The sequence below is a fragment of the Pseudovibrio ascidiaceicola genome (assembly GCF_900114245.1).
GTDB lineage: Bacteria > Pseudomonadota > Alphaproteobacteria > Rhizobiales > Stappiaceae > Pseudovibrio > Pseudovibrio ascidiaceicola.
The window spans coordinates 581473-599628 of record NZ_FOSK01000001.1; the positions used below are offsets into that span (position 1 = coordinate 581473).

20 protein-coding genes, 1 other RNA gene and 1 riboswitch are annotated in these 18156 nt (G+C 51.2%); of the genes, 13 read left to right on the forward strand and 8 right to left on the reverse strand.

What is annotated here, in order from left to right:
• Positions 1-2: 2 nt before the first annotated feature.
• The gene (locus tag BM231_RS02795; protein WP_093517060.1) at positions 3-785 is read right to left on the reverse strand and encodes an ABC transporter ATP-binding protein; all 783 of its coding nucleotides are present in this window, start codon (positions 783-785) and stop codon (positions 3-5) included.
• Positions 786-1144: 359 nt separating this feature from the next.
• Positions 1145-1354, reverse strand: a riboswitch (cobalamin riboswitch).
• 225 nt (positions 1355-1579) lie between these two features.
• Between BM231_RS02795 and BM231_RS02800 the strand changes: the two genes are divergently transcribed.
• The 3 genes from BM231_RS02800 (at position 1580) to BM231_RS02815 (ending at position 4074) form a co-directional block, all read left to right on the forward strand.
• The gene (locus BM231_RS02800; protein ID WP_093516547.1) at positions 1580-2095 is read left to right on the forward strand and encodes a hypothetical protein; all 516 of its coding nucleotides are present in this window, start codon (positions 1580-1582) and stop codon (positions 2093-2095) included.
• Positions 2096-2796: 701 nt separating this feature from the next.
• Positions 2797-3069, forward strand: coding sequence for a hypothetical protein (locus BM231_RS02810; RefSeq protein WP_093516551.1), 273 nt, complete (start codon positions 2797-2799; stop codon positions 3067-3069).
• 456 nt (positions 3070-3525) lie between these two features.
• On the forward strand, positions 3526-4074 hold the full coding sequence (locus BM231_RS02815) for a hypothetical protein (protein WP_093516553.1): 549 nt from the start codon (positions 3526-3528) through the stop codon (positions 4072-4074).
• Between the two features lie 7 nt (positions 4075-4081).
• Here BM231_RS02815 and BM231_RS02820 read toward each other — a convergent pair whose 3' ends face one another.
• The 5 genes from BM231_RS02820 to ffs all read right to left on the reverse strand — a co-directional run bounded on the left by BM231_RS02820 (position 4082) and on the right by ffs (position 7982).
• Positions 4082-4600 carry a GNAT family N-acetyltransferase gene (locus BM231_RS02820; RefSeq protein ID WP_093516555.1) on the reverse strand — a complete coding sequence of 173 codons (519 nt, stop codon included), beginning with the start codon at positions 4598-4600 and terminating at the stop codon, positions 4082-4084.
• A gap of 115 nt (positions 4601-4715) precedes the next feature.
• On the reverse strand, positions 4716-5327 hold the full coding sequence (gene recR / locus BM231_RS02825) for a recombination mediator RecR (protein ID WP_063302662.1): 612 nt from the start codon (positions 5325-5327) through the stop codon (positions 4716-4718).
• A 177-nt stretch (positions 5328-5504) separates the two neighbouring features.
• Positions 5505-5831 (reverse strand): YbaB/EbfC family nucleoid-associated protein, encoded by a 327-nt coding sequence (locus tag BM231_RS02830; RefSeq protein WP_057463002.1) that lies wholly within the window; start codon positions 5829-5831, stop codon positions 5505-5507.
• A gap of 80 nt (positions 5832-5911) precedes the next feature.
• Positions 5912-7834 (reverse strand): DNA polymerase III subunit gamma/tau, encoded by a 1923-nt coding sequence (locus tag BM231_RS02835; protein ID WP_093516557.1) that lies wholly within the window; start codon positions 7832-7834, stop codon positions 5912-5914.
• 49 nt (positions 7835-7883) lie between these two features.
• An RNA gene (gene ffs / locus BM231_RS02840) (signal recognition particle sRNA small type) lies at positions 7884-7982 on the reverse strand.
• A 192-nt stretch (positions 7983-8174) separates the two neighbouring features.
• Between ffs and nudC the strand changes: the two genes are divergently transcribed.
• From nudC to BM231_RS02885, 9 genes are all read left to right on the forward strand, one after another.
• Complete coding sequence (gene nudC, locus BM231_RS02845; RefSeq protein ID WP_093516559.1) at positions 8175-9140, forward strand: NAD(+) diphosphatase; 966 nt, start codon at positions 8175-8177, stop codon at positions 9138-9140.
• 61 nt (positions 9141-9201) lie between these two features.
• Positions 9202-9816, forward strand: a complete 615-nt coding sequence (locus BM231_RS02850) for a histidine phosphatase family protein (protein WP_093516561.1) — start codon at positions 9202-9204, stop codon at positions 9814-9816.
• A gap of 144 nt (positions 9817-9960) precedes the next feature.
• Positions 9961-10635, forward strand: a complete 675-nt coding sequence (locus BM231_RS02855; protein WP_063309377.1) for a sulfate transporter family protein — start codon at positions 9961-9963, stop codon at positions 10633-10635.
• A gap of 46 nt (positions 10636-10681) precedes the next feature.
• Positions 10682-11158 carry a GNAT family N-acetyltransferase gene (locus tag BM231_RS02860; protein ID WP_244527134.1) on the forward strand — a complete coding sequence of 159 codons (477 nt, stop codon included), beginning with the start codon at positions 10682-10684 and terminating at the stop codon, positions 11156-11158.
• 262 nt (positions 11159-11420) lie between these two features.
• Entirely contained in the window at positions 11421-11951 is a 531-nt protein-coding gene (locus tag BM231_RS02865; RefSeq protein WP_093516563.1) for a dihydrofolate reductase family protein, read from the forward strand.
• A gap of 511 nt (positions 11952-12462) precedes the next feature.
• The gene (gene sdhC, locus BM231_RS02870; protein ID WP_057462994.1) at positions 12463-12861 is read left to right on the forward strand and encodes a succinate dehydrogenase, cytochrome b556 subunit; all 399 of its coding nucleotides are present in this window, start codon (positions 12463-12465) and stop codon (positions 12859-12861) included.
• Positions 12862-12871: 10 nt separating this feature from the next.
• Positions 12872-13255 carry a succinate dehydrogenase, hydrophobic membrane anchor protein gene (gene sdhD, locus BM231_RS02875; RefSeq protein WP_093516565.1) on the forward strand — a complete coding sequence of 128 codons (384 nt, stop codon included), beginning with the start codon at positions 12872-12874 and terminating at the stop codon, positions 13253-13255.
• A gap of 5 nt (positions 13256-13260) precedes the next feature.
• Positions 13261-15126 carry a succinate dehydrogenase flavoprotein subunit gene (sdhA, locus tag BM231_RS02880; protein ID WP_093516567.1) on the forward strand — a complete coding sequence of 622 codons (1866 nt, stop codon included), beginning with the start codon at positions 13261-13263 and terminating at the stop codon, positions 15124-15126.
• Between the two features lie 25 nt (positions 15127-15151).
• Positions 15152-15934, forward strand: coding sequence for a succinate dehydrogenase iron-sulfur subunit (locus BM231_RS02885; RefSeq protein ID WP_057462991.1), 783 nt, complete (start codon positions 15152-15154; stop codon positions 15932-15934).
• A gap of 80 nt (positions 15935-16014) precedes the next feature.
• On the opposite strand, the gene BM231_RS02890 is transcribed toward BM231_RS02885, so the two are convergent.
• Both BM231_RS02890 and BM231_RS02895 read right to left on the reverse strand, forming a co-directional pair.
• Positions 16015-16701 carry an outer membrane protein gene (locus BM231_RS02890; RefSeq protein WP_093516569.1) on the reverse strand — a complete coding sequence of 229 codons (687 nt, stop codon included), beginning with the start codon at positions 16699-16701 and terminating at the stop codon, positions 16015-16017.
• Between the two features lie 249 nt (positions 16702-16950).
• On the reverse strand, positions 16951-17550 hold the full coding sequence (locus BM231_RS02895) for a TetR/AcrR family transcriptional regulator (protein ID WP_093516571.1): 600 nt from the start codon (positions 17548-17550) through the stop codon (positions 16951-16953).
• A 209-nt stretch (positions 17551-17759) separates the two neighbouring features.
• On the opposite strand from BM231_RS02895, the gene BM231_RS02900 reads away from it, so the two are divergent.
• Positions 17760-18113 carry a carboxymuconolactone decarboxylase family protein gene (locus tag BM231_RS02900; RefSeq protein ID WP_063286408.1) on the forward strand — a complete coding sequence of 118 codons (354 nt, stop codon included), beginning with the start codon at positions 17760-17762 and terminating at the stop codon, positions 18111-18113.
• Positions 18114-18156 lie beyond the last annotated feature (43 nt).

Below are 18156 nucleotides of genomic sequence, written 5' to 3' on the forward strand. Positions count from 1 at the left end.
CCTTATGAGTGAAGATCGAAAGTTAAAAGAGATTGTTGTCGGTCCATCAGCTGATCGCGTGTCGTGCGCACCTGAAAGGCCTGAGAAACCAATGCGGGAGAGAGGATCTGCTCCGGCGCCCCAAAGCCAAGCATCTGCCCGTGATCGAGCAGCAGAATCTGGTCACACACCTGCGCCGCCATGTTCAGGTCATGCAAACTGGTGATGATCGTTAGATCCAGCTCCTCAATAAGCTTGAGGATTTCCAGCTGATGGCGAATGTCGAGATGGTTGGTCGGCTCATCCAAAATGAGCAGCTCTGGCTCCTGCGCCAACGCCCGCGCCACCATAACCCGCTGCCGCTCTCCGCCAGAAAGCGTGCCAAACAACCGTCCGGCCAATGCATCCAGCTGCAAAGCGCGGATCGCACGGTCCACCACTTGCCGGTCTCGCTCTCCGGAAGCTGCCAACCCACTGCGATACGGCGTGCGTCCCAGCTCCACAATCTCACGCACCCTTAGCGCAAAATCCGTCGGCTGTTCTTGCAACACCGCCGCCACCCGCTGTGCCGTGCTCTTGGCGGAGAGGGACCAGATGTCATCACCACCAACGCAAACTTGCCCGGTCATGGGCTTGTTGAACCGATAGAGCAATCGCAGCAGCGTAGATTTGCCAGCCCCGTTCGCGCCCACCACACCAAGCGTCTGACCCGCAGCCAGCTCAAAGCTTAGCGGCTTTAAAACAAGCGCACTCCTACGATCAGGTGCCCACGAAATATCGCGGACCGAAACAGAAGTCGCGCTCATGAGCATGCGCCTTTCCGTAGGGCGCTGCGCCACAGCAAACAGCTCTGCCAACCTAAGTCATTGAAAAATTTAGAAACAGGGTCACGCATTCAGCCAATCCAACCAGTACCATATCCGCATTGATAATATTGTAACGTTATAACGTTACATCAATTGTCGAGTTCTGATCAAAAAGTCAAGCGCAATCGCAGACAGAAAACCGCCGGCCCGAACAAACGGCCCAAAACAAACTAAGAGAAAGAGTGGAAGAAGATCTCATAACGCCCTCCGCGCAAAGGCAGGGGCAAACAGAAACCGGATATGTGACAGGCTTTCGCCAATGCAACCATTATGGCTCCTTCCGGGACGCCCCGCCCGGGTTGAAGTGAAACATAATGGCAGGTCTCCTGACTCGCGGGTCTGTGCTCAGCCAGCCTTCCCGGATCTCTCCAGTGGCATGCTTGGCCTCGCTCTCCGCTTACAGTTGCGGGGGCAGTCACGGAATTAGCGCCTGTTGGCTACACTTCACCGTGTTCCCTTTTAATCCCGAGGCCTTTCGCTCCCCAGGAACCATAGGTGCGCATACTGAGTATTGAGCCCCCCAATTGCAAGAGGTTTCGCAAACGAACCTGAAACGCTGTTGATAGCAACTGCCAGCACTATACTTGAGATGCGCACATACTTTGGCAAAATCAGCCCAAGCTTTCCATGAATTTCACTTGTGACATTGGCTTGCTAGGCTCTTGGCAATGATCAAACAGAGATTGCTTCAATTCACCAACTTTGACCATCCGGATAGCAATAAGTGAAAAGAGATGAAAACAGTCATTAAAAAGACTTCGCTAATCGCGTGTGTCTTTGCTGCCTGTTTTGCAGTTTCGGGATGTTTATTGACTGGAGCTATTCTTCCAGCCCCTGGGTATACTGAGATTGTGAAAATCGACTCATCATTGACGAACCAGGAGCTTTCTCGCAATTTGCTTGCTATCTTTAGAAATCACGGTATCGCACCGTGTGCATGGTCAAGGCTAAGTCCCGAGTTCTATGACGCGGTCAATTACTCAGCTTACTATAGATCGCTGAATGGTTGCATTTGGGAAGCTTATCATCAGCCAGAGCAACCAAAAGTGAATGCCGATAAATCCACAATCGTTATTGGAGACTTCCCTGAGTACAATAACAATGTAGCAGGGCAATCAGCGAGATTTCGAAGACTTAGCAACAACGAGTTGGAGGTTACGGTAAAAGGACAAGGTCCCTACTACATGAAGCTCCCAAACAAAAAAATCGCTCAAAAATTTGCGCGGATTATCAAAGAAAACTTGCAATAACGACCAGCTCCCCCCACCGTCTTCCCGGACAAACGCAGTGCAGATCCGGGATCCAGAGCGATACGCTTAGGCATAAGCCACGACACAAACAAGTTGCTAACCCCCGTCATCCACGTCCCTGTCAAAACTACCAGTTTGACAGAGCAATTGCCTCATCCCATCCTCATGCATGAAGCGCACAAGCCCTTTGTTATGGGCGGGAGGGTGGTGAATAAAATACCCTTTCGGGGGGAATAAACCCGCTTGACTGTCTGCAGGTTTCGAACGTCCCGCCCGCCAAAGAGGTCTCACGCCACCCGTCGCCATCCCGGACAAGCGCAGCGCAGATCCGGGATCCAGAGCGACATGCTCAGGCATAAGTCGCACCGCCAAACACGAGCAAACCCCGCCATCCACATCCCTGTAAAAATTGTCAATTTGACAACCTGCGGTTTTCATTCCACATTCATACATGAGGCCTAGAAACCTCCTCCAAACAGCGGTAACCGCTCCCGTCGACTAGCGGATTTTTTGTGCCTGCTTTATAGGTAGCGCGCAAACCTATTGCTATGAGCGGGAGGGCGGTGAATACAATACCTTCTTCGGAGGGGAATAAACTCGCCTGTCTGTTTGCAGGTTTCTAGCCTCCCGCTCGCCAGCGGACCCTAGAAAGTCTTGCTGTCGCGCGGTTCTTCAACACCCTACTTACAGAGGGATTGAGAATGACCGACTCCGCATGCGCCTGTGGCGCCACAAATACTTTCCAAAATGAAATTGACGAAGTCATCGTCGCTGTCTCGGATTTGCAGAACCTCTCGTATATTCAGCACCTTGTGCTGACAGAGAGAATGCAGCACTCCAGTGAGCGCGATGCCCTGTTCACTTTGCATCACGCCTTCCGCGATCGCCTCGAAGCGCTGGGAAAAAGCTGCGGAATGTTAGAGCGAGTCGCTCATCCGCAGCCAATAAACACAAAAACTCCGCTTCCTGATTAAGCCGTATGACGCTTTGCTCGCTGGCACCCTCCCGAAAACCCCATCGGTTTTCGATCAGGGAGATGCACAGGAGCAAAGAAAAAAGCCAGCCTCGTAAAAAAGGACTGGCTCACAAAATGGCTTGATCGTGCAGCGCGCTCCACGTGATCGGTACCCCTGACCACGCAGAGCTCGTTCAACAGCACTGTGATGGGTAAATGGCACGAACCCGTGCCACTTGCCTCCGGTACCAATGGCGAGACGCAAATCCACCCCGCATCCTCGCCAAACGGTGCCCTGCTGGTCTGCGGCAATACCACCCCGCCGCAGGCCAGCGCCTCCTTAAAAATACCAGTGCCACCCACATCACGTCCACCCCCTTAAAAATTAGGGGTATCGGATGCTGAGTCTTGACCAAATCACCGATTGGATCGGATGCTGTGATGTTACCATGCGCTAAAGCTGGGGAGAGTTGGGATGGGTCGAGGAAGCTATCTAGGGGGAAGTACAATTTTACATGCGGGGATTAATTGGAATCCGGAAAAGACATCCTCACCTGCAAAGCGAAAGAAAAAGAAAAGAAAAAAGCCAGCGCAATCTAGTGAAGCTATTGAAAAAGCGAGAGATCGTCTTCTGAAAAATGTAATTTCGGCTGAGCTTTCTGGGGTTCAGGCAGGCATGCCAAGCTCTTGCTCTCAAGCTTTGAAAGATGACGTTAGACAATTTCCCAGCCTTTTGAAATGGGCATCTGCTCAGCAAAATTATAGATTATACAAAAGGCAGCAGTTGTTAGAGACTGGTAAGCTAAAGTCGCAAGAGCATGTATCTTATCAAGATCCTCTTGTTGGAAAAGCCGAACTTCGAAGAGCGAGAAAAGAACGGCGACTGTCTAACATCGGACGAGAAGTGCAATTAAAAAGCTCTCAACTTGGAAAGCTCCAAGGTCGAATGGCAAGGCTGGAAAAAGAAATCAAGCAATTAAATCTGGAGTATGCCAAATTACGCAGTTCTTTCAGAGGGGCGTAACTCACACTCACCCCAAATCAAACCGCTTACAAATCCGGTCTACCAATGTCCCATCAGTCAGCGGCACGGCTTCCAGCAGTTTGTAGTCTTTGAAGCCGCGGGAGGTGTAGTAGGCGCGGCCGCCGGTGTTGTCGGCGCGGATGGTGGCGTTGATGGTGGTGAGGCCTTTACCTTCCAGATTGGCAAGTGTTGCTTTGAACAATGCACTGCCGATGCCGCTCTTGTGCAGGCCCGGCTTTACGAAGGTGCCGATATCAACCCAGTCAGCGGGGATATCTCCGTAATGGCTGGCGATCTGAAAGCCGAGTGGCTCGCCGCTGTCACGGTCAATCGCGCAAACAGTGCTCTCTAAAATGTCAGCCTCAAGAAACCACTCGATGAACTCACCTTTGTTCAACGGCTTCTCCAGCGCGGTTGTCCCCCCGGCCTCAATAATCCGGTTGAGCAGAGCGAGCAGTTCGTCCACATCGTTGCGTTGGGTTTTGCGGATGAAAAACTGGGTTGGTTTGGCGGAAGATGTGTCCATTTTCAAAAATCCTGTTCAACGCAATAAATACGCAAATCTTTCAATTCAACGCACATAGCAACGCAAACGACTTAAGCGGCGGAAATGCCCGCATAAGTGCCGAGCAAGAAACTTGCTAAAACTTTGTTCTTGCTCGCAAAGCCTGCGCCAGAGTGCCCTCGTCAAGGTAGTCCAATTCCCCACCAACCGGCACACCATGCGCAAGGCGGGTCACTTTCACATTCTCAAATCGCGCAAGCTGGTCCGTAATGAAATGCGCTGTGGTCTGCCCTTCAACGGTCGCGTTAACCGCGAGGATAACTTCGCTCACCGCACCGCCCTCAATACGCTCAACCAACTTGGAAATGTTGAGGTCATCCGGGCCAATACCGTCCAGCGGAGACAGGGTGCCACCGAGGACATGATAATGTGCACTCACAGCGGATGCCCGCTCCAGCGCCCAAAGGTCAGAGACGTCCTCAACCACCACAATGGTGGCTCCATCCCGGCGCGGATCAGAGCAAATGGTGCAAGGATCACTGGTGTCCACGGTACCGCATTCTGAGCAGATGCCAACCTGATCAACCGCCACGCCCATGGCTTCCGCCAATGGGATAAGCAGTTGATCTTTCTTCTGAACCAGATGTAAAGCAGCACGTCTGGCCGAGCGCGGGCCGAGGCCGGGCAGCTTGGACAGCAGCTGTATCAGGCGTTCAATTTCGGGACCAGCAACCCTGCGTGTACTCATCTAAAATCTATGCTTTCTGCGAGAAAGAAAAGGCACCCGCAAAGCAGTTTTGCGAGACAATGCCAGATAAACTATGCCCGCCTGAAGAGGCGGGCAAGAGGGAATAAATCCGTTTCAGGTCTACGGCCAAATCTGCGCAGGGTCGCGGTGATTTGGCAACACGTAGCCTAGAAGAACTTAAGAGCCGAACGGGAGTTTCATGCCAGCTGGCAGACCCATACCGGACATCATGTCCTGCGTACGCTCCTGCACCAAAGCCTCGCCTTTTCCCTTCGCATCGTTATGCGCAGCGAGGATAAGATCTTCCAGGATCTCAACTTCATCCGCATTGATGAGAGAAGGATCAATCTTCAAACCAGTCATCTCACCTTTACCATTCAACGTAACGGTGACCATGCCTGCGCCTGAGGTTCCCTCAACAGAAAGGTCGTTTACAGTCTCCTGAAGCTCGCCCATCTTTTCCTGCATCTGCTTGGCTTGCTTCATCATTTTAAGAAAGTCCATCGACTCGCTCCTTAAACGTCTATTGAGCGCACATCAGCGCTCTATCAATTCGGTTCATAAGGTTTCATAGCACCGAAACCTTAGAAATCTTGGGTGAAATCCATAGAGTCCATGTCTTCTATGTCGACAGGCTCGGACGCCGCTTCAAGGGGGAGATCTTCCTCCTGCTTCAAAATGCGCACGTCAACAACCTTAGCCCCGGGAAAGGCAGAAATAAGTTTCACCACTTCCGGATCAGAATGTGCATCCGAAACCAACTGTCTTTGGTTAGCTTCTTTTTCCTCATGCAAAGTCGGTCGGCCTTGGTCACGACTAACCGCAACAATCCAGCGACGACCCGTCCATTCCGTCAGTTTTCGGCCCAGCTCTCCAGCCGCATCAGCTGTCGCAATCTCAGTCGGCTGCACTTCGATGCGTCCCGGCTGGAAGTTGACAAGACGCAGTGCACGCTCGACAGAAACCTTGACCGGAATGTCCTTCATGCGGGCTGCAAGCCCCGCAACCTCGGCCCATGAGCGGATCGCGATCTTCTCTTTCGCTTCCTCAGCCTGCCTCATCTGAGGGGCAGATTGCGGTGCTGCGCCAATAGCTTGCGTCATCGGCTGGCCGCCAGCCACGGCTCGCAATTGCGGTGCAGCGCCGCCACCGGATGGAACAGCGCTGGCACTTGACCCGCCGCCGCCCTGAGGTGCGTTGCCCGCAGGCGCATTACCACCAGCCGGGGAGAACTTGCCAGACTTCAGCAGCTTCAGCGCCTCTTCCGGATCAGGAAGATCTGAAGCATAGCACAAGCGCACCAGAACCATGTCAGCCGCAGCCAATGGTTTAGGGGCGTTCTGCACTTCATTAATTCCCTTCAGCAATATCTGCCATGTCCGGGAAAGAACGCGCATCGATAACTTTTCAGCAAAGTCCCGCCCACGCTGCCGTTCGCTCTCAGTCACAGAGTTCTCTTCACCCGCCTTCGGCACTGCTTTCAAGCGCGTCACCAAATGGGTAAAGTCTGCAAGGTCAGAGAGGACAACTGCCGGATCGGCGCCCACATCATACTGGGCTTTGAGCTCATCCAGAGCGCTGGCAATGTCACCGCGCATCACGTGCTCAAACAAATCTATCACCCGGCTGCGGTCAGCAAGGCCTAGCATCTGGCGCACTTCATTGGCTTCAATGCGGCCCGCACCATGCGCAATGGCTTGATCCAGAAGGGATAAACTGTCTCGGGCAGACCCTTCTCCAGCGCGCGCAATGAGAGCCAACGCTTCATCAGAAATTTCTATGCCCTCTTTGCCGGAGATCTCGCGCAGCAGGGACACAAGCGTAGAGCTCTCAATCCGGCGTAGGTCAAACCGTTGACAACGAGAGAGGACAGTCACAGGAACCTTGCGGATTTCTGTGGTCGCAAAAATGAATTTCACATGCTCCGGCGGCTCTTCCAGCGTCTTCAACAACCCGTTGAACGCCGACTTGGAGAGCATGTGCACCTCATCGATGATGTACACTTTGTAGCGTGCACTCGCCGGACGGTACCGTGCTGCTTCGGTAATTTCGCGAATGTCATCGATACCAGTATGAGAAGCCGCATCCATCTCGATCACATCGACATGTCGCCCTTCCATGATGGCCTGGCAATGAGTGCCGATTTTGTCTAAGTGTATGGTTGGTTTATCGATTTCACCCGGAATGTCGTAGTTCAAGCCGCGAGCTAGGATACGGGCCGTCGTTGTTTTACCAACACCGCGAACCCCGGTTAGCATCCAGGCTTGCGCGATACGGCCAGTCTCAAATGCATTCTGCAGAGTCTGAACCATCGGCTCCTGACCATAAAGATCATCGAACGTACTAGGTCGGTACTTACGGGCGAGAACGCGATATGCACCATCGCTGCTGGAAGATTTATCTTCCGCGCCTGTTGTTGTCTGGTGCTCTTCTTGAAGGTCTATTCCGTCCATATCGCCCAAATCCTCAGCCACTTCAAAGGCAAGGTAAAACTTACTCCCGGCCATTCAAGACGAAGACCGGCCGCTTGTCGAGTATGGGCGCGGGGAAAATTAGGTGGGAGGCTGGCACGATGACCCGTGCCATGGACTCGTTAGGGCTGCTTCCTTCCGGATCTGACCCGGTTGGCGAGTGGCTCGTCCACCACCAACCTCCCGAACGTGTATATGGTCGTTTTACCTGTATTTTGCAAGCGTTCATTGATGTTTACCGCTTGCTACTGTGGACGAGACTGTGAATCTTCAAAGAGTTCTGGCAAATCCGAAATCAGAAAATGTCGCCACAACATTGCATTTCAATGCTATCTCGGGTTCACTTTACATAAGTTTATAATTTAAGGAATTCGAAATGCTGGCCGATACAGCTGAGGTGTATGACGCCTCTGCAGCTCTTTGTTATTCTGCCAACTCGCTTAATCGCTGTGGTGAAAAACGTAAGGATACTGAATGGGTTAACTCGTTAGAAGCGAGCCCGGATGCCCGCTTTCTAATTCAGGCAAACGACGCTTTCATCTTCAACAAAGAGGTCACGCATGAGCCTCTGATCCATCCCGTAGAGACGCTTAAATCTCTGAATGTCACTGATGCGACGACCATCTTTCTTGGCATTGACGAGACTGATGGAAACCGCCCATACTTTGGCGTTCGTTACACTGCAGATGCTGAAACTCTTGATGAGGAGCTGGAAAAACTCGGGACTTTTGCAGCCTATGGACTACGTGGAATAGCGATAAAACGAGCAGCTAGCCAGAGAGTGCTTGGAATGATGGCACAGGCTGCATCGTTAGGCCGGTGGCATTCCACCCATAAGATGTGTTCTCAATGCGGTCAGCCAACGAAACTCGCCGAATCTGGTTATCGCCGGGATTGTCCATCCTGCTCAGCGCAGCATTTCCCAAGAACGGATCCCGCGGTGATAATGTTGATCACCCACGGGGACAAATGCCTGATGGGTCGTCCTTACCATCTGATGGAAAATGTCTACACAACGCTTGCTGGTTTTGTGGAGCCGGGCGAGACCTTCGAAGACGCTGTCCGCCGTGAAGTTTTTGAAGAAGCAGGCGTAAAAGTCGGCAAAGTGGAATACGTTGCCAGTCAGCCATGGCCGTTCCCGTCAAACATTATGATCGGGTTCCACGGCGAGGCGCTGACGACTGACTTGAATATCGACTATGAAGAAATGGAGGATTGTCAGTGGTTTTCCAAAGAGGAGACACTGAAGATGCTCCAAGGCGAAGCTGAGTCAGGATTAATTTGTCCCCCTGACATCTCTATCGCGCATCATTTGATCAAGAAATATATCGAGGAAAAATGACCCATGGACGAGTAGAGCCAGTGGTTATTTAACAGGTGCCTGATGGCACCGGGGAGGTGCCATGACTTACTGTATATATTTGACCCACCCAAATGTTGACATCGATCCGGCAACCCCAGTTCCGCATTGGGATTTGTCGGATAAAGGTCGCGAACGTTTAGAACAAGGCCTGCGTCAGCCATGGCTTTTGGAAATTGATCACGTCATTTCCAGCCGCGAAAAAAAGGCTATCGAAACGGGCCAGATTATCGCAAGCCACTTGGGTATGGAACTGATTACAGCCCCGGGCCTCCACGAAAACGATCGCAGCTCAACCGGTTTTCTTGAGCCAGATGAATTTGAGCATGTCGCTGATGAGTTCTTCAGCCGCCCCGCAGTGAGCGTTCGCGGCTGGGAACGGGCGTTGGATGCGCAAAGTCGTGTCGTAGCAGCGATTAAACAGGCGTTTACCACAGTCCCAAGAGGTGAGCCCGCTCTCTTCTCAGGCCATGGCGGTGTAGGCACATTGCTTAAATGCCACCTGGCAAACAATGCCATCGACCGTGCATTTGATCAGCCTCCAAATGTTGGAGGCGGGTGCTGGTTCCGGTTTGACCCAGCTGACCTCGAGGCGTGTTCCGCTAGTATCGAGAGCCTGAAGTGGCAGCTGATCGATGAGATGGCACTCGCCCAGTAAGCTTGAAAGCATTCTGATATAAAGAACTAAAGCAGCCTGTTGATCCTGATGGATGGCAGGCTGCTTTACGAGTGTCAGGTCTTGTTGCTACGCGGGGAAATGCTTATCTAAGTGCCATCTGTTTTCATAAATTCGGCACAAGAGATGTTATCGGCAGCTATAAAATCATTCTCGCAGGTTTTTGAACCGCAGTTCAGAAGCATATTTTTCAAAGCCTTAGGGCTGACATTGCTTCTTCTTCTTGTCGTCTGGATCGCTATTCAGGGCGTAGTCGGGTATTTCATAGACTTACCACAGGACTGGCAGGATACGACGGTCAGTATCGTAACAGGCATCGGCGCATTAATTGGTCTCGGCTATATCCTTGCACCGGTTTCGGCCATGGTCGTCGCCTTCTATCAAGATCAAATCTCTGAACTTGTTGAAGAGCACTCCTATCCAAATGAGAGGCGGGGCAAAGCATTGCCGCTTGGCGAGTCTATTGTAACGGCTCTTCGTTTTGTCGGTGTAATCATTGTCGCCAACATTTTCGCTCTGATGCTGTTCTTCATTCCCGGTATAGGCCAGATCGCATTCTTGCTCGTGAATGGGTATCTGCTTGGTCGCGAATATTTCGAGTTCGTAGCAATGCGTTTCATGCCGCCGCAAGAAGCAAAGGCGTTCCGTAAATCGCAAGGTGGAACCGTATTCGCTGCCGGGCTGATTGTTGCGTTTGTTCTAGCCATCCCAATCGTAAACCTGATCACGCCACTGTTCGCGACGATCTTTATGGTGCACGTTTTCAAGACATTGCGCACGAAACGCAATCTATCCGTCTAGACTCGAAAATAACTACAATTTTAAGAAATAACTGGAAGTAGCTGCTTTGCTTATTCGAAGCTTTATTGCTGATGATCTAACCTGGATGCATGCTCTGAACCAAGAGCATGCTGTCGAACTGTCCTCTTTGACACGTGATGGCTTTGCAGAGCTGATCGAAAAGGCGACCTATGTAAGAGTTGCTGAAAAGGAAGTCGGCCTTCTTATCTCATACGATCAGGACGGTGATTATTCTTCGATTAATTTCAAATGGTTCTGCGTAGCCTACGATAATTTTCTATATGTCGATCGGATTGTGATTTCTAAAGCTGCCCGCGGACAAGGCATTGCACGCAATCTCTACGATGACCTGTTCAGCTTCGCGAAAGCAAAGGGATATGAGCGCATCGTATGTGAGGTAAACTCAGATCCTCCAAACCCGGGATCAGACGCATTTCATGCTTCACTAGGCTTCCAAATCGTCGGGGAAGCTGAACTGGAAGGAAAAGGAAAGACCGTCAGATACATGGAAAAAGCGCTCTGAAGAACGCTGAACTATGAGATTTAAGGGAGCAGTGCTTGGCTGTCTGTTGTTACGCAAACATCACATCAACTCCCTATTCCCTCCATTTGACTGTTCTGGGTTTCTCGTAGGTTGACCCCATGAGAAATCTGTTTCAGCCTGCTATGCAGCAATGAGGAGGACTCTGTCAGTGAACAACTAAGACAACTCAACTCTGTTGAACGGCACTCTCGCGATTTACGTGAGCGGTGCTTGATGTCTATTTGTTTTTGATGGAGTCTTTATGAGACGCATTATTTATGACGTCGCCGTTAGTCGCGACGGTTTTATTGCTGGCTCAAACGGCGATGTTTCAATTTTCCCCCACACTGGAGATCATGTAGACGCTTACAATGAGCGTTTAGCAACCTATGACACTGTCATCATGGGACGCCATACCTACGAGTTCGCCTATCAGTATGGTCTGCCTGCTGGTGCAAAAGCCTACCCACATATGCGGCATCTGATTTTCTCAGAGGGAGTTCAGTTGCCAGCAGATGCAGAGGTTGAAGCTGTGCGAGCAGACTTCACCACGCACATTTCCGCGCTGAAGAAAGAGCAGGGCGGCGACATCTACCTTTGCGGAGGAGGAATGTTTGCTGGTTTGCTGGCTACGTCAAAACTGATTGATGTCCTGCGCCTGAAAGTTGCACCTGTCCTCTGCGGGGTTGGGACACCGTTGTTTGCGAATGTCTCTGAAAGGATTGACCTCAAATGCATCTCTTCAACGCTGCATGAAAGCGGTGTGGAGTACTGCGAGTTTAACTTACAATAGCATGGTACGGAGGCGGAGCAGGACTACACCTGCTCTGCTTCATTTTGCTAGCTAACAGAGTTTGAGAGGTGTGTTTATGTGGGTAGCAAATCAGAGGCATGCGGAGCCTTTTAAAGGACATAAACTGGAAATCAGGATTGGCCGCTCTAGATTTGAAGTATAGGGCTGCGTCAGCTCGTTCACATTAAATAAAGTTTACGTAAACGTAATTTGACTTTAAGTGATTTTCTGAAAAATTTCTCGTAATTTCAGTAAATTAAAATATGACTACAAAACTCAAGATAATAAACTGCCAGATTCTTGTTACTTGATCAGGTAGAAACCAACAAAATTTACACCGCAAAATCTAATCATTTCGGCCAATTTTAAGGGCAAACCTAGTAGAAAAAGCAATTAGACGCATAGGATGCTTTGACGCACCCCGAAACTGAAGGTATTAGAACCTCATACAACGCCTTGTTTTGTTACGTTTACGTAAGCGTAACTGTAACCAGGGACGGGAGAGAGATTTATGGCGAACGCTGACCTCAAGGCCAACCGGCCATTATCGCCCCATCTTCAGATCTATAAGCCGATCGTGACGATGGTGATGTCCATTCTACATCGCATCACCGGGGCGGCGCTTTATTTTGGAACGATTTTGATGGCGTTCTGGCTCATCTGCGCAGCAGCAGGTCCTGAGTCCTATCAATTCGCAATGGACGTGTTCGGTTCCTTCCTGGGCCGTCTGGTCCTCTTCGGCTTCACTTGGGCACTTGTGCACCACATGATTGGCGGTCTGCGTCACTTCATCTGGGACATGGGGCATGGCTTTGAATTGTCTGCAGCGAACTGGATGGCTCGCGCGACGATCGTAGGCTCTGTTGCTCTTACCGTGATCCTCTGGATCATCGGTTTCATCGTCGCTTAAGGAGAGATCAATGACCGATATGCGCACTCCGCTCGGGAAAGTTCGCGGCCTTGGCTCTGCTAAGGACGGAACGTCACATTTCTGGCGTCAGCGTTTGACCGCTGTAGCGAATGTGTTCCTCATTTCCTTCTTTGTTATCCTCGTCATCGCGCTGCAAGGCGCTGATTATGCGAGTTTCATTGAAGCACTTCAAAACCCGATCATCTCCACCTTGCTGCTTTTGGTGATCTTGGTCGGCTGCCTGCATATGAAGCTGGGCATGCAAGTCATCATTGAAGATTACTTCCATTCAGAAGGGCTCAAGCTTCTTCTCCTTATGGGAAACATTTTCTTCGCTTCTTTTATCGCACTCGCTTCCGTGGTTGCAGTGCTTAAAATCAGCTTCGGAGGCTGATCTAGATGGTTGAACAGACCGGTGTATCGACAGCGCCAAGCCAGAGCGGCAAGGCCTATGAGTTTGTAGACCACAAGTTTGACGTTGTGGTTGTTGGTGCTGGCGGTGCTGGCCTTCGGGCAACGCTCGGTATGGCTGAGCAGGGATTGAAAACAGCTTGTATCTCCAAGGTGTTTCCAACTCGCTCCCACACTGTGGCAGCGCAGGGTGGTATTGCAGCAAGCTTGAAGAACATGACGCCAGACTGTTGGCAGTGGCATATGTATGACACTGTTAAGGGCTCTGACTGGCTTGGTGACACAGATGCGATGGAATACCTCGCACGTGAAGCGCCGAAGGCAGTTTATGAACTTGAGCACTACGGTGTGCCTTTCTCCCGTACGGAAGAAGGCAAGATCTACCAGCGCCCATTCGGCGGCCACATGCAGAACTACGGTGAAGGTCCTCCGGTACAGCGCACCTGTGCTGCTGCTGACCGGACCGGCCACGCGATCCTGCATACGCTTTATGGCCAGTCTCTGCGCCACAACGCTGATTTCTTCATCGAGTACTTCGCGCTTGATCTGATTATGTCAGAAGAGGGCGTATGTGAGGGCGTGATCGCCTGGAACCTTGATGACGGCACAATCCACCGCTTCTCTGCGAAGATGGTTGTTCTGGCAACTGGCGGTTACGGACGTTCGTTCTTCTCTGCAACATCTGCCCACACCTGTACAGGTGATGGCGGCGGCATGATCGCTCGTGCGGGTCTGCCACTGCAGGATATGGAGTTCGTTCAGTTCCACCCAACCGGCATCTACGGCTCAGGCTGTTTGATCACGGAAGGCGCGCGCGGCGAAGGTGGTTACCTCGTAAACTCCGAGGGTGAGCGTTTCATGGAGCGTTATGCTCCTTCCGCGAAAGATCTAGCCTCTCGTGATGTTGTTTCCCGTTGTATGACGATGGAAATTCGCGAAGGTCGCGGCGTTGGCAAAAACAAAGACCACATCTTCTTGCACCTGGATCACCTTGATCCTGATCTGCTGGCAGAACGTCTTCCAGGTATCTCCGAAAGCGCGCGCATCTTCGCTGGTGTTGACGTGACTAAGGAGCCGATCCCGGTTCTGCCAACTGTTCACTACAATATGGGTGGTATTCCAACCAACTATTGGGGTGAAGTGCTGAACCCAACCAAAGAAGATCCAAACGCAATTGCGCCGGGTCTGATGGCAGTTGGTGAAGCTGGGTGTGCATCCGTGCATGGTGCAAACCGTCTCGGCTCAAACTCCCTGATCGATCTTGTTGTGTTTGGTCGTGCGGCTGCAATCCGCGCTGGTGAAGTTGTTGACCGTGAAGCTCCAATTCCAGAGCCTAACGAAGCTTCCAGCCAGAAGATCATGGCTCGTTTCGACAAGCTGCGCTTTGCAAAAGGGTCTATCCCAACGGCTGAGTTGCGCTCAAAGATGCAGAAGACCATGCAAGAAGATGCAGCTGTGTTCCGTACTCAGGAAAGCCTGGAGCAGGGATGTAAGCGCATCTCCGCAATCTGGGACGAAATGAGCGAACTGCACGTTTCTGACAGCTCCATGATCTGGAACTCTGATCTGGTCGAAACGCTAGAACTCGAAAACCTTATGGCCAACGCAATCACAACTGTTTACGGCGCAGAAGCGCGTAAAGAGAGCCGTGGTGCACATGCTCGTGAAGACTATAAAGATGGTCCTCTCGGTGGTCGTAACGATGACGAGTGGCGCAAGCACACCATCTCCCACCTCTCCGAGGATGGTAAGGTGACCTTGAGCTATCGTCCGGTTGTTCTCGAGCCGCTGACTACCTACGATCAAGGTGGCATCGACATGAAGAAGATCGCACCGAAAGCCCGCGTCTACTAAGGCGCCGAAACCTGGAGTAACTGTTATGGCTGAATTCAAACTGCCACAAAACTCCCGGATGGGAGAGGGCAAGGTCTGGCCAAAGCCGGAAGGCGCCACTAACACCCGTGAGTACCGCATCTACCGCTGGTCTCCGGATGATGGACGCAATCCACGCATCGACACCTACTATGTTGATGCTGATGATTGTGGCCCAATGGTTCTGGACGCGCTCATCTACATCAAGGATAAGGTCGATCCTACATTGACCTTCCGTCGGTCTTGTCGTGAAGGGATCTGCGGGTCTTGCGCGATGAACATCGACGGAACCAACACGCTGGCGTGTACAAAGGGTGCTGACGAATGCTCTCACGAGATCGTCAAAATCTACCCGCTGCCGCACATGCCTGTTGTGAAGGACCTTGTGCCGGATCTGACGCGGTTTTACGCGCAGCACCGCTCTATCGAGCCATGGTTAAAAACCACGACACCTGAGCCTGAGAAAGAATGGCTGCAGTCCTACGAAGATCGCCAGAAACTGGATGGTCTTTATGAGTGCATTCTGTGTGCTTGCTGCTCCACCTCTTGCCCAAGCTATTGGTGGAATGGTGATCGCTACCTCGGCCCTGCAGTCCTTCTGCAGGCTTACCGCTGGTTGATCGACAGCCGTGATGAGGCAACTGGTGAGCGTCTGGATAATCTCGAAGATCCGTTCCGCCTGTACCGCTGCCACACCATCATGAACTGCTCTCAGGCATGTCCAAAGGGTCTGAACCCTGCGAAGGCAATCGCTGAGATCAAGAAGATGATGGTAGAGCGCCGCGTATAATCAGCGTGTAAGCACCTTATAAAATCAAGAAAAGCCGCCTCACTGAAATGAGGCGGCTTTTTTCATTTGAGGCTAATGGCCTAGAACTTATAGGAGATACCTATCCGGATGGCGTCGCTGTCAATGTCTTCCTTGAAGCGCGTTCCGCCAACGGTGAAGCTGCGTCCGGGAAAGACGATGCGCTCGTAATCTAGGCGTACAATCACTCGCTCAGTGACGAACATCTCTAGACCTGCGCCACCTACCCAACCAAGCATTGTGTTGCTGTCAGAGCCGGGGCCGAAGTTAGGGTTTGAGGCACGGAAGGTGGAAACGGCTGCACCACCAGTCACATATGCCATAAACCAATCGTAGGTGAGGCCAGCTCTGATCTTTGCAGCAGCGAAGTAATCAGAGCGTAAGGACATCTCACCGCGAGAGCGTTCACCAAAAGACCAATAAGCCCCTTCGCCTTCTACGCCGATCAGGATGTTCTGGTAGGTGTAGTTGTAGCCGCCATATAATCCAACAGTCCCGCCGTTATACTGCGTGCCACTGTTATTAAAGCGATTTGTGCCATGAAGGCGTGCCCAGCCGCCCTGAACACCGAGATAGAAGCCATCCCAGTCATATTCAGGCGGAGTGATCAGCCCATCGACAACTTCTTCCTCGTAAACCTCATAGGGTTCTTCCACCTCAACACCCGGCGGATATTCAACAGCAAAGGAATGGCTGCTGAAGCCGAGCAATCCCAATACCGCAAACGCAAATACTCTTAAGCGACTCATTGGTTCCCCCAAAATACGCAAGAGGATGACACGGCTAAAAATTCAGACGTGATAGGTAACTTGATACAAATAAGTCTAGAACTGCGATCTTTATAAATGCTTGATTTTAAAAAGGAAAATTTGCGTTAAAGCTAGTTGGAAATGACAGGCGATGAGACGCGGATTTATCAGTTTTAGGGGGGAAGTACCTGCAATCCTTACGAAACAGTCAATGAGCTCATGGTGGGTTTACGAAAAATCAGCAACTCTCTAGCGTCGCTCAACGCCCCTCAGAACCAGCTTGATAACGCCAATGCACTCTTTACGCTGTATCTCATAGGGTTCGTGACTGTGCAGTTGAGGAAACCGGAACTTCATCGTCGCAGCATGAATATGTCTTGCCACCTGACTGACTTCTCGCAAATCAAACTCCTCAGCAAGGTTGCCGGAATGCAAGATAGTATGCATCGGTTGGCGTACGAGCCGGAACAACTCTTCAAAATCTTCCGGGCGCTTCAGTTCCAGTACCAGTAAGCAGTCTGCCAGGCCCTTGTTGAGTTCCAGCAGGCGATAAGTCTCTTCAAACTCCATCATGAGAAACTTACTCAGACGGGCTGATGCACTGGCATTGGGGTCTGTTGCTGTTTCAAGGCGCGCAACCAGCTTCACCACCTCTGCAGCGACAACGGCGCAGGCAAGGTCAATCTTGCTGGGGTAGAAATTATAGATGTGTGCCATTGAGATACCTGAGGCATCTGCAATCTCGCTCACCGAAGTCTTCTTATAACCTTGGGTGAGGAATGCATCACGGGCGGCAGCGAGCAGGTCAGCAGCACGGCCCTTTGCAGTCAGGATTTCTGCGATGGACATATTAATTTCCGAAGATGAAAAAACGAGAGTTCCTTCAGTAATCATAGCTGAGTAAAGATTGCAATGACGTGTACGTCACATTAACAGACAAATTATGTAAAAACACGAATGATATTAATGCACTAAGCGTAATTTCTTTGATTTTAGTCATTGTTGGATTTTTCCGAATTATTAGCATTAGTGATATCTAATATAAAAGGAGTCGAAGCATGGCTGTAGAAAATTGGCAAGAATTCCTCACCCAAACCGATGGTCGCATCGCTGAACTGCGCCCAGGTATTCCTGGTGTAATGAAGGGATTTGGCGAAATTGCAAAAAGCGCGATTGGAACCGGCGCTCTTGAACCGAAGCAAAAAGAGCTCATCGCGATCTCCATCGGCGTTGCCGCTCGGTGTGATGCCTGCCTTGGATACCACGCAAAAGCTTGCATTAAGTATGGTGTTACTCGCGAAGAGTTGATGGAAGCCCTCGGTGTGGCTGTTTACATGGGTGGTGGACCTTCCCTTATGTACGCTGCAGAGGCACTCAGCGCATTTGACGCCCTTTCTGCCGAAGCCAAGTAAGAGAAGGTGTATCTTCACCCACTCCCTCTGTTTTCCTAAAACT

Excerpts from the sequence above, each read along its gene's own strand:
- BM231_RS02795 (WP_093517060.1), bottom strand. The coding sequence starts at position 785 with ATGAGCGCGACTTCTGTTTCGGTCCGCGATATTTCGTGGGCACCTGAT.
- BM231_RS02800 (WP_093516547.1), top strand. The coding sequence starts at position 1,580 with ATGAAAACAGTCATTAAAAAGACTTCGCTAATCGCGTGTGTCTTTGCT.
- BM231_RS02810 (WP_093516551.1), top strand. The coding sequence starts at position 2,797 with ATGACCGACTCCGCATGCGCCTGTGGCGCCACAAATACTTTCCAAAAT.
- BM231_RS02815 (WP_093516553.1), top strand. The coding sequence starts at position 3,526 with ATGGGTCGAGGAAGCTATCTAGGGGGAAGTACAATTTTACATGCGGGG.
- BM231_RS02820 (WP_093516555.1), bottom strand. The coding sequence starts at position 4,600 with ATGGACACATCTTCCGCCAAACCAACCCAGTTTTTCATCCGCAAAACC.
- recR (WP_063302662.1), bottom strand. The coding sequence starts at position 5,327 with ATGAGTACACGCAGGGTTGCTGGTCCCGAAATTGAACGCCTGATACAG.
- BM231_RS02830 (WP_057463002.1), bottom strand. The coding sequence starts at position 5,831 with ATGGACTTTCTTAAAATGATGAAGCAAGCCAAGCAGATGCAGGAAAAG.
- BM231_RS02835 (WP_093516557.1), bottom strand. The coding sequence starts at position 7,834 with ATGGCCGGGAGTAAGTTTTACCTTGCCTTTGAAGTGGCTGAGGATTTG.
- nudC (WP_093516559.1), top strand. The coding sequence starts at position 8,175 with ATGCTGGCCGATACAGCTGAGGTGTATGACGCCTCTGCAGCTCTTTGT.
- BM231_RS02850 (WP_093516561.1), top strand. The coding sequence starts at position 9,202 with ATGACTTACTGTATATATTTGACCCACCCAAATGTTGACATCGATCCG.
- BM231_RS02855 (WP_063309377.1), top strand. The coding sequence starts at position 9,961 with ATGTTATCGGCAGCTATAAAATCATTCTCGCAGGTTTTTGAACCGCAG.
- BM231_RS02865 (WP_093516563.1), top strand. The coding sequence starts at position 11,421 with ATGAGACGCATTATTTATGACGTCGCCGTTAGTCGCGACGGTTTTATT.
- sdhC (WP_057462994.1), top strand. The coding sequence starts at position 12,463 with ATGGCGAACGCTGACCTCAAGGCCAACCGGCCATTATCGCCCCATCTT.
- sdhD (WP_093516565.1), top strand. The coding sequence starts at position 12,872 with ATGACCGATATGCGCACTCCGCTCGGGAAAGTTCGCGGCCTTGGCTCT.
- sdhA (WP_093516567.1), top strand. The coding sequence starts at position 13,261 with ATGGTTGAACAGACCGGTGTATCGACAGCGCCAAGCCAGAGCGGCAAG.
- BM231_RS02885 (WP_057462991.1), top strand. The coding sequence starts at position 15,152 with ATGGCTGAATTCAAACTGCCACAAAACTCCCGGATGGGAGAGGGCAAG.
- BM231_RS02890 (WP_093516569.1), bottom strand. The coding sequence starts at position 16,701 with ATGAGTCGCTTAAGAGTATTTGCGTTTGCGGTATTGGGATTGCTCGGC.
- BM231_RS02895 (WP_093516571.1), bottom strand. The coding sequence starts at position 17,550 with ATGTCCATCGCAGAAATCCTGACTGCAAAGGGCCGTGCTGCTGACCTG.
- BM231_RS02900 (WP_063286408.1), top strand. The coding sequence starts at position 17,760 with ATGGCTGTAGAAAATTGGCAAGAATTCCTCACCCAAACCGATGGTCGC.